A 14873-nucleotide genomic window follows, 5' to 3' on the forward strand; every position below is an offset into this window, starting at 1 on the left:
GAGCATATGGGATGTTGAAACATAGTCGGATATTGGCGCAGAAAGAGGCTGCGGACGCTATTTCTGATTTGCGGCTGGGTGTGCAGATGGGATATGTTGAGCATATACCTAGTCAAAAGGTCAATGAACTGATATTATTTTCGCAACCAGCTTTTTTGCGAAAGTTTGCGCAGCGGGATATGAATGAATTGGAAGAAAAAGTGATTCGGGCTGCGGCTATCCGAGAAATTTTGGATACATACTAGCTACGAAAATTGGAGGAGGAAACTACCATGATGTTTGGGAGATTTACGCAAAGAGCGCAGAAGGTATTGGCTTTGTCACAGGAAGAGGCTATGAGATTGAAGCATAGCAATTTGGGAACGGAACATATTTTGTTGGGATTGGTTCGTGAGGGTGAGGGTATCGCTGCGAAGGCGTTATATGAGCTTGGAATTAGTTCGGATAAGGTGCAAAAGGAAGTAGAGACTTTGATCGGTGAGGGTGAGACTGCTGTTCAAACGATTCAATATACGCCGCGTGCGAAAAAAGTAATTGAGTTATCGATGGATGAGGCGCGGAAACTTGGCCATACGTATGTTGGGACGGAGCATATCTTGCTTGGCCTGATTCGTGAGGGTGAGGGAATTGCGGCTCGTGTGCTTGGAAATCTTGGTGTGAGCTTGAATAAGGCGCGTCAACAGGTATTGCAATTGCTTGGTGGCGGGGACGGTGCGGCTTCTGGTCGTTCGACGAATACGCAAGCGACGCCGACTTTGGATAGCTTGGCGCGGGACTTGACGGTGATTGCGCGGGAAGAGAATTTGGATCCCGTGATTGGGCGTTCGAAGGAGATTCAGCGTGTGATTGAGGTGCTTAGTCGCCGGACGAAGAATAATCCGGTTTTGATTGGGGAGCCTGGTGTTGGTAAAACGGCGATTGCGGAAGGTTTAGCGCAACAAATTGTGCATAATGAGGTGCCGGAAACGTTGCGTGGAAAACGTGTGATGACGCTCGATATGGGTACGGTTGTTGCTGGAACGAAATACCGCGGTGAATTTGAGGATCGCTTGAAAAAAGTGATGGATGAGATTCGTCAAGCTGGAAATGTTATTTTGTTTATTGATGAATTGCATACGTTGATTGGTGCTGGGGGCGCGGAAGGTGCGATTGATGCATCGAACATTTTGAAACCGTCGCTTGCTCGTGGTGAGTTGCAATGTATTGGTGCGACAACGCTTGATGAGTATCGCAAGTATATTGAAAAGGATGCTGCGCTTGAGAGACGTTTCCAACCGATTCGTGTGGAGGAGCCAACTGTGGATGAGTCGATTCAAATTTTGCGGGGGCTTCGGGATCGTTATGAGGCGCATCACCGGGTTGCAATTACGGATGCGGCGGTTGAGGCGGCGGTTAGATTGTCGGATCGGTATATTTCGGATCGTTTCTTGCCGGATAAAGCGATTGACGTGATTGATGAGGCGGGTTCGAAGGTACGTTTGAAGGCTTATACGACGCCTGCGAATGTGAAGGAAATGGAATCGAACTTGGCGGAATTGAAGAAAGAGAAGGATGCGGCGGTCCAGGGTCAAGAGTTTGAGAAGGCGGCTTCATTGCGAGATAAGGAACAGCGCTTAAGACGTGAGTTGACGGAGAAGAAGAAGGACTGGCATGCGAAACAGGGTCAGGATAATAGTGAAGTGACGGAAGAGATTGTTGCTGAGGTTGTGGCGAGTTGGACGGGTATTCCGGTTACGAAACTGGGTGAGACGGAGACGGATAAATTGCTGAATATGGAGTCGTTGCTTCATAAGCGTGTGATTGGGCAAGAGGAGGCTGTTAAGGCGGTTTCTCTGGCTGTGAGACGTGCGCGTGCGGGACTTAAGGATCCGAAGCGCCCGATTGGTTCGTTTATCTTCTTGGGACCTACTGGTGTTGGTAAAACGGAATTGGCGCGTGCGGTTGCCGAATCGATGTTTGGTGACGAGGAAGCGATGATCCGGATTGATATGTCGGAGTATATGGAGAAATTCTCGACGGCGCGTCTTGTTGGGGCTCCTCCAGGCTATGTTGGTTATGAAGAGGGCGGCCAGTTGACGGAGAAAATTCGCCAAAAACCTTACTCGGTTCTACTTTTAGATGAGATTGAAAAAGCGCATCCTGATGTGTTTAATATGTTGCTGCAAGTTTTAGATGACGGGCGTTTGACGGATTCTAAAGGTCGCGTTGTTGATTTCCGAAATACGGTGATTATTATGACGTCGAATATCGGTGCGCAGGAGCTGAAGGATGATAAATCGGTTGGCTTCAACGTTTCTGATATGACGAAGGATCATAAGGCGATGCAACACCGGATGCTGCAAGAGTTGAAAAAGGCGTTCCGTCCTGAGTTTATTAACCGGATTGATGAATCGATTGTGTTCCATTCGCTAAATGAGAAGGAATTGAAAGAAATCGTGACGTTGCTTACGGAACAGTTGACGAAGCGTCTTGGCGAACGTAATATCCATGTGAGTTTGACGGAGAGTGCGAAGGCTAAAATTGCGAAGGATGGTTATGATCCGGAGTATGGTGCGCGTCCGCTGAAACGGGCAATTCAGAAAAATGTGGAGGATCGTTTGTCGGAAGAGTTGTTGCGTGGAACGGTTAAGGTTGGCGATACGGTCGTTATTGGGACTAAAGCTGGCGAGTTGACGGTTACGGTTAAGGCGAAGAAGAAAGCTCCTGCAGCTAAGAAGAAAACGACGACAACAGCTACGAAGGCAAAAGCGAAGGCGAAACCTAAAGCGAAGCCTGCTAAATCGGAGTAATTGAAATTTTGAAAAGTGATGGGAATCTGAAACTGGATTGCCATCACTTTTTTTATTTTAGGGTTATTGCTTGTGTTGGAGTGGGGTTTAAGGTTTATACTGAGATTGTATGAATTTGAAGGAGGACGAGGATATGGAATATATGAAGTTTGGGAATACGGGTATGGATGTTTCGCGGATTTGTTTAGGGGCGATGGGATTTGGAGATCCGAAAAAATGGGTGCATAAGTGGGTTTTAGATGATGAGGGTAGTCGTCCAGTGATTAAGAAAGCGCTTGATTTAGGGATTAATTTTTTTGATACGGCGAATATTTATTCTTTGGGCGAGAGTGAACGGGTTCTTGGAAAGGCTTTGAAGGATTTTGCGAAGCGGGATGATATTGTGCTGGCGACGAAGGTTCATGGGGATATGCGCCCTGGGCAGCCTAATAGTGGTGGGCTTTCGCGTAAGGCGATTTTGACGGAGATTGATCATAGTTTGGAGCGGTTGGGGACGGATTATGTAGATTTGTATATTATTCATCGCTGGGATTATGATACGCCGATTGAGGAGACGATGGAAGCGCTGCATGATGTGGTGAAGTCCGGGAAGGTGCGGTATATTGGGGCGAGTGCGATGTATGCGTGGCAATTCCAGAAGGCGCAGCGTGTGGCGGAGCGTAATGGTTGGACGAAATTCGTGTCGATGCAGAATCATTATAATATGATTTATCGGGAAGAGGAGCGGGAGATGGTGCCGTTTTGCCGGGATGAGAAAATTGCGTTGACGCCGTATAGTCCGCTTGCTTCTGGTCGTTTGACGCGTGATTGGTCGGAAACGAGTCTTCGTTCGGAGACGGATCAGGTGCAACATTCGAAATATGATGGCATGATGGAGGCGGATCGTTTGATTGTGGAGCGGTTGGCGGAGGTTGCGGTGAACCATGGTGTGACGCGGGATAAGATTGCGCTTGCTTGGTTGTTGAATAAGGATCAGGTGGTGTCACCGATTATTGGGGCGCAGAAAGAGAGTCATTTGGAGAGTGCGGTTGCAGCGCTTGATGTGGAGTTGACGCTTGCTGAGATGCGTTATTTGGAAGAATTGTATGTACCGCATCCTGTAGTTGGGCTGATTCCAGACCCGAAAAGTGTTTTGTGATCTCTCCTTAATTTAATTATAGCATGAAAAAAAGTAATAATATAGACTGTTTATTCCTAAAAATTACTGCTAGAATGAAGCGTATAGTAATGGCGAGGAGAGATGTATGATGGGTGATTTGGTTCTCGGTTTTCAGGAGATAGAGGATACGCAGCTGTTTTTGGTTGGTGGAAAAGGGTTGAATCTGAGCAAGTTAGCAAAAATGGACGGGATACGTGTGCCGGAAGGTTTTTGTGTGACGACAGTGGGATATCAACGGGTTATCGAGCAGAATGATGGGTATCAAGTTTTGCTTAATCGACTGGATTTTTTAGGCGTGGAGGACCGGGATCAGGTTAGTGAGATCAGTGAGCGGATTCGGGAGTTGATTATGGGGTTAGAGATTCCTCGCGATTTAGTGCAGGCTGTGACGGATTACATTTCTAAATTGGGCGCGGAACATGCTTATGCGGTTCGTTCTAGTGCGACGGCGGAGGATTTACCTTCTGCTTCTTTTGCGGGGCAGCAGGATACGTATTTGAATGTTATTGGTGTGGACGCGATTTTGCGACATATTAGTAGATGTTGGGCGTCTTTATTTACGGATCGTGCGGTGATTTATCGGATGCAAAATGGGTTTGATCATCGTCATGTTTATTTGTCGGTGGTCGTTCAAAGAATGGTTTTTCCTGAGGCCTCGGGGATTTTGTTTACGGCGGATCCGATTACTGCTAATCGAAAAGTGCTTTCTATTGATGCGAGTTTTGGCTTGGGTGAGGCGCTTGTTTCTGGGTTGGTGTCGGCGGATTCTTATCGGGTGCAAGATGGTGAAGTTGTTGAAAAGGTGATCGCGACGAAGAAGCTGGCGATTTATGGGCTGGAAGCTGGCGGGACGGAAACGCGGGGAATTGATGTGGCGCAGCAACGGATGCAGACGTTGACGGAGGCGCAAATTTTGGAGCTGGCGCGGATTGGACGGCGGGTTGAGGCTTATTTTGGACGGCCGCAGGATATAGAGTGGTGTTTGGTCGATGGTGTATTTTATATTGTGCAAAGTCGGGCGATTACGACGCTGTATCCGATTCCTGAGGCGGGGGATCAAGGCAATCATGTGTATGTGTCGGTTGGGCATCAGCAAATGATGACGGACGCGATGAAGCCGCTTGGTTCGGATTTTTATTTGATGACGACGCCGGCGCCGATGCGTGTTGCTGGCGGGCGGCTGTTTGTTGATATTTCGGGGATGTTGGCGACTTCGGCTGGGCGCGATAATTTAGTGAATAATTTGGGCCAGTCGGATCCTTTGATGAAAGATGCGTTTGAGACGATTATAGCGCGTGATTTTATTGAGGCTGTGCCGGGTGATGAGCCTGCGCCGAGTGTGGATGCTACGCCTTCTGATATTTTTGAGGCGCGGATGGAGAATGATCCGGAGATTCCTGCGGCGTTAATACGGGATAGTCAGGCTTCAATTGCGGAAGCTGCGCGTGAGATGGAGACGAAATCTGGATTGGATGTCTTTGATTTTATTGTGGCGGATTTTCAGGTTTTGAAAAAATATTTGATGGATCCGCGGAGCAGTGCTGTTTTCATGACGGCAATGGAGGCTTCGGCTTGGCTGAATGAAAAAATGGAAGCGTGGCTAGGTGAGAAGAACGTTGCGGATCTGATTTCTCAGTCGGTGCCGAACAATATTACTTCGGAAATGGGATTGGAATTGTTGGATGTTGCGGATTTGATTCGGCCTTATCCGGAGATTATTGCGTATTTGCGAGATATGACGGAGGAGGATTTTTTGTCTGAGTTGGGTCGTTTTGATGGCGGGAAAGAGGCTGTGGAAGCGATTCAGGATTATCTTCGCAAGTATGGGATGCGTTGTGCGGGTGAGATTGATGTGACGAAAGCGCGCTGGATGGAAAAACCGACGATTCTGATTCCGATGATTTTGAGTAATATTAAAAATTTCGAGCCTGGTGCGAGTGCGGAGAAATTTGAGCAAGGGCGACGCGAGGCTTTGGGGAAAGAGCAGGACGTTTTAGAGCGGTTGCGGTCTTTGGTTGATGGTGATCGGAAGGCGGATGAAACGGAGCGTGTGATTGGGCTGATTCGGAATTTTATTGGCTATCGGGAGTATCCGAAATATGCGATGATTAATCGTTACTTCATATATAAGCAGGGATTATTGCGCGAGGCACAGAAGTTAGTGGAATTGGGCGTTCTTCGGGAAAAAGAGGATGCGTTTTATCTGCATTTTGAGGAGTTTCGTGATGTGGTTGCGACGGGGAACGTGGATTATCAGGTTATTGAGAAGAGGAAGAATGCGCATGAGTTATATGAAAAATTGACGCCGCCGCGGATTATTACGTCGGATGGGGAGATTATTTCGGGTAGTTATACGCGTGAGAATATTCCAGATGAGGCGATTGTTGGCTTGCCTGTTTCAGCGGGAACGGTTGAGGGGCGCGCGCGGGTTATTTTGGATATGGCGGATGCGGATTTGGAGGCTGGCGATATTTTGGTGACGGCTTTCACGGATCCGAGTTGGACGCCGCTTTTTGTATCGATTAAAGGCTTGGTGACGGAAGTTGGCGGGGTCATGACGCATGGTGCGGTGATTGCGCGTGAGTATGGCTTGCCCGCAGTTGTCGGTGTGGAAGGCGCTACGAAATTGATTCAAGATGGGCAGCGGATTCGTGTTCATGGAACGGAAGGTTATATAGAAATTTTGTGAAAATTGGAGGGCGTGATTGCCTTCTTTTTTTGCGTGAAAAAGGGAGAATCAGGCTTGAAAATGGAATTTTGATGTTGGGTGATTTTTGTGGCGGGAAGTGTGGTAAAATAGGGACAGATATGAAAATTGGAAGGTGATTTTTAGCATGGCGAAAGCGAAGCGTAGTGTGAAATTTATGTGTCAGGAATGTGGATATGAGTCGCCGAAATGGATGGGGAAATGCCCGAATTGTGGGGCGTGGAATCAGATGGTGGAGATGCTTGAGCCGACGAAAAAGGGACGGTCATCGTTTACGCATACGGAGGAACCTTCTGCGGCTGTGCCGATTACGAAAATTACGAGCGATAATGAGCCGCGGTTTTTGACGCAGATGCCGGAGCTTAATCGGGTGCTTGGCGGCGGTGTTGTGCAGGGTTCGATGGTGCTCGTTGGTGGGGATCCGGGAATCGGGAAATCGACGTTGTTGTTACAGGTTTCGGCGCAACTGACGACGACGGGGAAACGGGTGCTTTATATTTCTGGTGAGGAATCGGTGAAACAGACGAAGTTGCGGGCGGAGCGGTTGCTCGTGACGGGGGACAATTTGTATGTGTATGCGGAGACGAATTTGGAGGCTATTCAGCAGACGATTCAGCATGTGAAGCCGGATTTCGTGATTATTGATTCGATTCAGACGGTGTATCATCCGGATGTAACGAGTGCGGCGGGAAGTGTGTCGCAGGTTCGGGAGTGTACGGCGGAGTTGATGCGGATCGCGAAGGGCGGCAATATTGCGGTGTTTATCGTGGGGCATGTGACGAAGGAAGGCGCGATTGCTGGACCTCGGATGCTCGAACATATGGTGGATACGGTGCTTTATTTTGAAGGCGAGCGCCATCATGCGTACCGAATTTTGCGGGCGGTGAAGAACCGGTTTGGGTCGACGAATGAAATCGGGATTTTTGAGATGCGCGATATTGGGTTAGTGGAGGTCGCGAATCCGTCGGAGGTTTTTTTGGAGGAACGGCTGGACGGGGCTTCGGGCTCGACGGTGGTTGTTTCGATGGAGGGCACGCGGCCGATTCTAGTTGAGATTCAGGCGTTGATTTCGCCGACAATGTTTGGGAATGCGAAACGGATGGCGACGGGGATGGATCACAATAAGGTGTCGCTGATTATGGCGGTGCTTGAGAAGCGGGTCGGATTGTTGTTGCAGAATCAGGATGCTTATTTGAAGGCGGCTGGTGGTGTGAAGCTGGACGAGCCGGCGATTGATTTGGCGGTGGCGGTGAGTATTGCGTCGAGTTATAATGATAAGCCTACGAAGAGTACAGACTGTTTTATCGGTGAGATTGGCTTGACTGGTGAGATTAGACGGGTTTCGCGGATTGAACAGCGTGTGCAAGAGGCTGCGAAATTAGGCTTTAAGCGGATTTTTATTCCGGCGAACAATCAAGGGGAGTGGAAAATTCCGAAAGACGTGAGTATTATTGGGGTGACAACGCTTGGAGATGCGCTGAGTAAGGCGTTGCCGAAGTGATTTGTTTATAGTGTAGAATATGAAAAGGCGCCTGTAGTTTACAGGTGTCTTTTTTGTAATGATTAACAAGTGATAAAAGTTCATAAAATCGTCATATTTTAGAGGAGACTAATATGTATTTCTTATATTGGGAGTGTAGAAGCGACAATATGTAAATGATATGATTACAATGTTAGATAAGATATTTTATGAATGGGGTGAGTACTATGGTTTTGATCAACGTGAAAGATATAGGTGCTATCGGGGATGGAAAAGCAGATGATACAGATAAAATTATTTTAGCGATTAGCATATTACGCAAATCTTCGTGGGAGGGTCTTGAAGGAGGAGGTACTCTATTCTTTCCAGCTGGAAAATACAAAGTTACAAAAACAATACGAATTGTAAATCATGGCATAGATATAGTGGGGGAACAGGCAGTCAATACGCTAATCATTCCAAGTGATAATTTTGTTGGAGATACCGTATTTGATTTTACTTTTTATGGTGCTGAGACTGAATGGGACTGGAGTTACATACGAAATAATAAGGTTCGCAATCTTGGTTTTTTGGGAAAAAATAGTTCGCTGTTAGAAAATCCACCAGATATGATTCGAATGGATAAAGGTTATGACTTAAACAGGTTTGAGAGTTTATATTTTGAAGATATTTTTAGCACGGCAATAAAATTAATAAATACGACTAAAATAGCTCCAACGGAAACCGTAGGGCAAGGAACTACGATTCAAGACGTAATGATAGTAAACAAAGCGGTGAGTCTTTCTAAAGCCACAAAACCACTTATTTCGATGGAGAATCAGAATGAGTGTTATCTGAATACAATTAAAATACTAGCAGGTGACAAAAGCTGGTCGCAGTATCCTAAAAGAACTGGTGTGCAATTAGCTGGTTGTCAAGGTATAACGATACGAGCAAACTCTTTTTCAATTATGGAGTCTCCAGCTATTTTTATCACTACTGCTAAAACGGATTATCAAACGCAATGCAAAGGTATATTTATTGAGGCGAACACATTTGAAGATATTAAGGCAGAGGCAATCAGTGTATTGGGTGAACCAGATACTACAACAAGTGAAGGAGAGATCTTAAGATACAATAAGATGGAGAATGTAGTTATATCTGAAAATAGACATTATGGTTTGAAGGCGACATACCCTATTAAATTAAATTATACTGTAGATGCTATTATTCGTGATAACATTCCTATTAGTCTGGGTAATGAAGCTTGGAAAACACTTGTGTATAATAATCAAATACAAAATATTCTGGATAAAGGGACGACTACAATCAGCCATGGTGCTTTTGATGATAGTTCTCTTCGGAGTTGGACTACTCAAAATGACATCTTAATAAATAAATTCAATCCAGGGGTGACACTCCAAGAAAAAGCAGCGAATCAAAAATTTATATTAAAAACGGGTTACAAGGGAATTGCGAAATATGGCTTCGACTTTAAACACATCCATAGTAACGGTGAAGAAGCTTCCATATTGGCTTGGAAAGATATTGTTTTGTCTACCGATTTTATGCTTAAGATGAATCCTAGAACTGCACTCCCCGCTGCAAAGGAAGATAAGCAAGGGGCACTGTGTTTCGTAAAAGCAGATGCTACAAAAGGTGAAACGAAGGATTCTTTATATATTTGTATGCAAGATGGCGGGGTCGGCATTTATAAATGGAACAAACTTATGTGAAGAAGGTGGATTAATTAATGAATCAGCGACTAATTTGGATAGATAACTTAAAAGCCTATGGGATAATTTTAGTTGTTATTGGCCATTGTGTTGTACTGTCGGCAGATTATCCATATACTGGACTGCTGATGAAATTGATTTATTCTTTTCATATGCCGCTGTTCTTTTTTATCTCGGGATTTTTGTTTCGCGGGAAAGGAACTGGGAATTATTTTTACAAAAAGTGGAAAACGTTGCTTGTTCCATATTTTATATTTCAGGTCATTTCTGTGCTCTTTATCAATAGTTTTTATTATGTTACAGCTGGGCAATTGGAGCGAGATCCATTGAGCACATTGTTAAGTGTTTTCTATCTGAATGGTAGCGTTGGGTGGAATGCACCGCTATGGTTTTTAGTGGTTTTATTTATTCTGGATGTGTTGTATTATTTCTTTAGTAGGTTGAGCGAACGCACAGGGATACAAATGGCGCTTGTTTTGTTGAGTTGTGTGGTTGGCTGGTTGTTAAGTGAGACTGGTATCAAATTTCCATTTGGATTGCAGATTGTATTTTCTTGTTTTCTTTTTTATTATTTAGGTAATATGACGAAGAAATACAATGTGTTGAAATTACTATCAAGAAGCTTGGTTGTATATATGTTGCTTTTAACTTTAGCTGGGAGTTTTCTTATTGGAAGTATGTTCTGGCTTAACGGACCAAGGCTTGTTAGCATGTATGATAATTATTTTGGAACGAATTATATACTTTTTGTATTAACTGCTCTAAGTGGGATTGTGTTTTCTGTATTGCTTTTTCAAATGGTGCAAAAAGTGGGAGTTTTTACGGTATTTGGGAAAGAGGCTATTATTCTCATAGGGACGCAGTACTTTGTCTTATTAGGATTTGATGGGGTTTGCAGAGTGATCGGAATCTATTCGCCAGATGTATATTATTTGATTATAAAAGTAATTGCTATTTTAGCAGGATATGTGATGAGCTTGTATGTATGGGAAAAAATAAGATTGAAGCGAGAAGTTGTGATAGAATAGAATATTATTTCTTTGGTGATATGAAATCTGAAAAATGATTTTGTATCACTATTTTTGTGGGCTGCGGTGAACCATTTATTTTATACTCGTTTTAATTGCCGTAGAGCCTTTAAGTAGTGTAGAATGAAGGGGTATGAACTTTATTAAAAAGATGGGAAAGGAGGAGAGATAATGCTGAAATGGGTCATTAGAATTTGTTTTATGATTATTGGCGGTACGATCGGCGTGATTAGTTTGCCTGAACTTTGGGAAGCTGTTGGTGTAGCAGATATTTTTGTCATTAATAATCCTTATACAGACGCTTTGGTTGGTGCACTTATATTTTATCTTATTACTTTTTGGGCGGTGAAGTATGTTGTTGCTGCTCTGAACTGGTTGGAGAATGGGCTTACGAGCACTTCTAACACAGTGATTATTTATGGCGGTCTGGGGCTTATGATTGGTTTGGTGCTTGCTTTTTTTGCGGGAAATGCATTAACGCAGACAAAAATTCCGATTTTGAATTCTGTTGTGCCGATTATTTTGACGCTGGTGCTTGGTTATTTGGGCTTCCGTGTTGGGATTAGTAGGCGTGCGGAATGGGGCAACTTATTTGCGAATCGCGGTGTGAAGAAGAAGACTCCTGAGGAAGTGAAGGATGAGGCTACAGCGGCGCGTGAGTATAAGATTTTGGATACGAGTGTGATTATCGATGGTCGGATTGCGGATATTTTGGCAACGGGTTTCCTTGATGGGACGATTGTGATTCCGTTGTTTGTTTTGGCGGAGTTGCAGCATATTGCGGATTCGTCGGATACTTTGAAGCGGACGCGTGGTCGTCGTGGATTGGATATTTTGAACCGATTGCAGAAAGAGGAATCGATCAAGGTCGAGATGTATGAGGGCGATTTTGAGGAGATTTCGGAAGTGGATAGCAAGCTTGTGAAATTGGCAAAAGTGATGCAAGGAAAAGTCGTGACGAATGATTATAATCTGAATAAAGTTTGTGAATTTCAGAATGTCGCGGTTTTAAATATTAATGACTTGGCGAATGCGGTGAAACCTGTCGTGTTGCCGGGTGAGAAGATGACGGTTCTCGTTGTGAAGGATGGTAAGGAGCACAATCAAGGTGTGGCTTATTTGGACGATGGAACGATGATTGTTGTTGAGGATGGTCGCAAGTTTATTAATGATACGATTCAGGTGGAGGTAACGAGTGTGTTGCAGACTTCTGCTGGTCGGATGATTTTTGCAAAACCGGCTTAATTTGGACTTTAGGAGTAATGCTTGATGAAATATGAATTGATTCTTTTGGCCGCGGGTCAGGGAAAACGAATGGAATTGGGACGGAATAAAATGTGGCTGGAACTTTCGGGGCATGTTTTGTTTTTGCATACGATTCGGACGTTTTTAGAGGATGATGCTTGTTGCCGGATTGTGGTTGTGGCACAGGAAGATGAGCTTGCGTATGTGCAGGCGATGATTGATGAGCTGCATGTGGAAAAGGAGATTTTGATTGTGATGGGAGGCTCGGAGCGACAGTATAGTGTGGCGAAGGGGCTCGCGGAATGTGGTCAGATGGCGGACGTTGTTTTGGTGCATGACGGGGCGCGGCCTTTTGTGGATCAGGCGATGATTGATCGGTTGTTGGATGACGTTGCTGTGCACGGCGCGACGATTTGTGGGATGCCTGTGAAGGATACGATGAAACGGGTGCGAAACGGCATGGTGGAAGAGACGATTGATCGCTCGGTGTTATGGCAAGTACAGACGCCGCAAGCTTTTCGGACGGAGATTTTGAAGCGGGCACACGAGATTGCGCACGAGGCGGATTTTCTAGGAACGGATGAGGCTAGTCTTGTGGAACGGCTTGGTGTGACGGTTCATATGGTCGAGGGCAGTTACAATAATATGAAGGTGACGACGCCTGAGGATGTTGCTTTTGCGGAAGCGATTTTGCAGGAGAAATGGAGGGATCGGATATGATTCGAGTGGGGCAAGGGTACGATGTGCACCAGTTAGTGGAAGGCCGCAAGTTGATTATTGGCGGGATTGAGATTCCGTATGAGAAAGGTTTGCTTGGGCACAGTGACGCAGACGTGTTGTTGCATACGGTGACGGACGCGGTGATTGGTGCTGTTGGTAAACGTGATATTGGTCATTTTTTCCCGGATACGGATATGGCTTATAAGGATGCGGATTCGGCGGAATTGTTGCGTGTTGTTTGGGCGGAGATTGAGGCGGATGGCTATAAGTTGGGCAATATTGATTGTACGATTATAGCGGAAAAACCGAAGATGGCGCCTTATGTGGACGCGATGAAAGTTCGGATTGCGGAGCTTTTGCACGCGACGCCAGAACAGGTGAACGTGAAGGCGACGACATCGGAAAAATTAGGATTTACAGGTCGTGGCGAGGGTATTGCAAGCCTTGCTGTTGTACTTTTAGAAAAATAAAGGAGTGGTAAATATGAGTGAGACTAAAAAAGTGCGTGTTCGTTATGCGCCAAGTCCGACGGGGCATTTGCATATTGGGAATGCGCGTACGGCGTTATTTAATTATTTGTTTGCAAGACATAATGATGGGGATTTCGTGATTCGCATTGAGGATACGGATTTGAAAAGAAACATCGAGAACGGTGAGTCAAGCCAGTTAGAAAATTTGGCATGGCTTGGTATGGACTGGGATGAAGGCGTGGATAAGGGCGGTAAATATGGTCCGTATCGCCAAAGTGAGCGTCAAGATTTATACAACCCGCTGATTGAGCAAATTGTGGCGGAAGGCAAGGCGTATAAGTGTTATTGTACGGCTGAGGAGTTGGAAGCAGAGCGCGAGGAGCAAAAAGCGAACAGCATGATGCCTCGTTATAGCGGGAAATGTCGTCATTTGACTGCGGAACAACACGCGGAGAAAGAGGCGCAAGGTCTTGAACCGAGTATTCGTTATGCGGTACAACCAGGCAAGACGTATACATTTAATGATATGGTAAAAGGTGATGTATCGTTTGAATCAGACGGTATCGGTGACTTTGTTATCGTGAAAAAAGACGGGATTCCAACGTATAATTTTGCGGTAGCGATTGATGATTATTTGATGGAAATGACGCATGTGTTGCGTGGTGACGATCATATTTCAAATACGCCGAAGCAATTGATGATTTATGAAGCGTTTGGTTGGGAACCGCCGGTATTTGGCCATATGACGCTGATTGTGAATGAGAGCAAGCGTAAATTGAGCAAGCGTGATGAATCGATTATTCAATTTATCGAGCAGTATAAAGATTTGGGCTATTTGCCAGACGCGTTGTTTAATTTCATCGCGATGCTCGGTTGGTCACCAGAGGGCGAAGAGGAAATTTTTTCAAAAGACGAGTTTATCAAAATTTTCGATCCGAAGCGGTTGTCGAAATCGCCAGCGTTGTTTGATACGCATAAATTGACGTGGGTGAATAACCAATACGTGAAGAAATTAGATTTGGATCAAGTGGTGAATTTGAGTTTGCCGCATTTAGTGAAAGCAGGCGTTGTTTCGGCTACGGCTGACGCGGATGAGCTGGCTTGGGTTCGTAAACTTGTGGCGCTTTATCACGAGCAAATGAGTTATGGCGCGGAAATCGTGGAGCTTTCGGCGATGTTCTTTACGGATGACGTGGCGTTTGATGAGGAAGAGAAGGAAGTTCTTGCGGGAGAGCAGGTTCCTGAGGTTCTAGCGGCGTTTAAGGAAGAGATGGCGACGATTGAGCCGTTTGCTGCGGATGAAGTGAAGGCTGCGATTAAACGTGTGCAAAAAGCTACGGGCGCGAAAGGTAAGGGGCTGTTTATGCCGATTCGTATTGCTGTTACTGGCGAGATGCATGGTCCGGAATTACCGCAATCGATTGAGGTTTTAGGTCGCGAAAAAGTCGTGAACCGCTTAGAGAATCGATTGAAGGAAGCTAAATAGTATTTTTGAAGGAATCTATCTGTTTTTCGGATAGGTTCTTTTTTATGAAAAGGTGTATAATGGGATGATAAAAT

11 protein-coding genes (1 of these 11 cut by a window edge) are annotated in these 14873 nt (G+C 45.2%); all 11 read left to right on the forward strand.

Annotated features, from left to right (window positions below; genetic code table 11):
- Nucleotides 1–245, forward strand: the 3' portion of a protein-coding gene (locus UE46_RS01505; protein WP_036060191.1) for a protein arginine kinase. 784 nt of this gene lie to the left of the window's left edge; the window shows 245 of its 1029 coding nt (coding positions 785–1029); the start codon falls outside the window, past its left edge; the stop codon is at nt 243–245.
- 27 nt (nt 246–272) lie between these two features.
- A complete protein-coding gene (locus UE46_RS01510; RefSeq protein ID WP_036060192.1) occupies nt 273–2789 on the forward strand; it encodes an ATP-dependent Clp protease ATP-binding subunit in 2517 nt (838 codons plus the stop codon).
- A 133-nt stretch (nt 2790–2922) separates the two neighbouring features.
- Nucleotides 2923–3927, forward strand: a complete 1005-nt coding sequence (locus UE46_RS01515; RefSeq protein ID WP_036060193.1) for an aldo/keto reductase — start codon at nt 2923–2925, stop codon at nt 3925–3927.
- A 109-nt stretch (nt 3928–4036) separates the two neighbouring features.
- Complete coding sequence (ppsA, locus tag UE46_RS01520; RefSeq protein WP_036060194.1) at nt 4037–6637, forward strand: phosphoenolpyruvate synthase; 2601 nt, start codon at nt 4037–4039, stop codon at nt 6635–6637.
- 145 nt (nt 6638–6782) lie between these two features.
- Nucleotides 6783–8156, forward strand: a complete 1374-nt coding sequence (radA, locus tag UE46_RS01525) for a DNA repair protein RadA (RefSeq protein ID WP_036060195.1) — start codon at nt 6783–6785, stop codon at nt 8154–8156.
- A gap of 206 nt (nt 8157–8362) precedes the next feature.
- On the forward strand, nt 8363–9850 hold the full coding sequence (locus tag UE46_RS01530) for a right-handed parallel beta-helix repeat-containing protein (protein WP_036060196.1): 1488 nt from the start codon (nt 8363–8365) through the stop codon (nt 9848–9850).
- Between the two features lie 17 nt (nt 9851–9867).
- Nucleotides 9868–10878: an acyltransferase family protein gene (locus UE46_RS01535; RefSeq protein WP_051492867.1), complete on the forward strand. Its 1011-nt coding sequence runs from the start codon at nt 9868–9870 to the stop codon at nt 10876–10878.
- 171 nt (nt 10879–11049) lie between these two features.
- Entirely contained in the window at nt 11050–12123 is a 1074-nt protein-coding gene (locus UE46_RS01540) for a PIN/TRAM domain-containing protein (protein ID WP_036060197.1), read from the forward strand.
- A 24-nt stretch (nt 12124–12147) separates the two neighbouring features.
- Nucleotides 12148–12843 carry a 2-C-methyl-D-erythritol 4-phosphate cytidylyltransferase gene (ispD, locus tag UE46_RS01545; protein ID WP_036060198.1) on the forward strand — a complete coding sequence of 232 codons (696 nt, stop codon included), beginning with the start codon at nt 12148–12150 and terminating at the stop codon, nt 12841–12843.
- A complete protein-coding gene (gene ispF, locus UE46_RS01550; RefSeq protein WP_036060199.1) occupies nt 12840–13313 on the forward strand; it encodes a 2-C-methyl-D-erythritol 2,4-cyclodiphosphate synthase in 474 nt (157 codons plus the stop codon). The genes ispD and ispF overlap by 4 nt, the downstream gene beginning before the upstream one ends.
- Before the next feature lie 13 nt (nt 13314–13326).
- Complete coding sequence (gene gltX, locus UE46_RS01555) at nt 13327–14799, forward strand: glutamate--tRNA ligase (RefSeq protein ID WP_036060200.1); 1473 nt, start codon at nt 13327–13329, stop codon at nt 14797–14799.
- Nucleotides 14800–14873: the final 74 nt, after the last annotated feature.

This window comes from Listeria weihenstephanensis (assembly GCF_003534205.1).
In the GTDB taxonomy this organism is placed as follows: domain Bacteria; phylum Bacillota; class Bacilli; order Lactobacillales; family Listeriaceae; genus Listeria_A; species Listeria_A weihenstephanensis.

Coding starts and splice junctions, on each gene's coding strand:
- UE46_RS01510 (WP_036060192.1), top strand. CDS start 273: ATGATGTTTGGGAGATTTACGCAAAGAGCGCAGAAGGTATTGGCTTTG.
- UE46_RS01515 (WP_036060193.1), top strand. CDS start 2,923: ATGGAATATATGAAGTTTGGGAATACGGGTATGGATGTTTCGCGGATT.
- ppsA (WP_036060194.1), top strand. CDS start 4,037: ATGGGTGATTTGGTTCTCGGTTTTCAGGAGATAGAGGATACGCAGCTG.
- radA (WP_036060195.1), top strand. CDS start 6,783: ATGGCGAAAGCGAAGCGTAGTGTGAAATTTATGTGTCAGGAATGTGGA.
- UE46_RS01530 (WP_036060196.1), top strand. CDS start 8,363: ATGGTTTTGATCAACGTGAAAGATATAGGTGCTATCGGGGATGGAAAA.
- UE46_RS01535 (WP_051492867.1), top strand. CDS start 9,868: ATGAATCAGCGACTAATTTGGATAGATAACTTAAAAGCCTATGGGATA.
- UE46_RS01540 (WP_036060197.1), top strand. CDS start 11,050: ATGCTGAAATGGGTCATTAGAATTTGTTTTATGATTATTGGCGGTACG.
- ispD (WP_036060198.1), top strand. CDS start 12,148: ATGAAATATGAATTGATTCTTTTGGCCGCGGGTCAGGGAAAACGAATG.
- ispF (WP_036060199.1), top strand. CDS start 12,840: ATGATTCGAGTGGGGCAAGGGTACGATGTGCACCAGTTAGTGGAAGGC.
- gltX (WP_036060200.1), top strand. CDS start 13,327: ATGAGTGAGACTAAAAAAGTGCGTGTTCGTTATGCGCCAAGTCCGACG.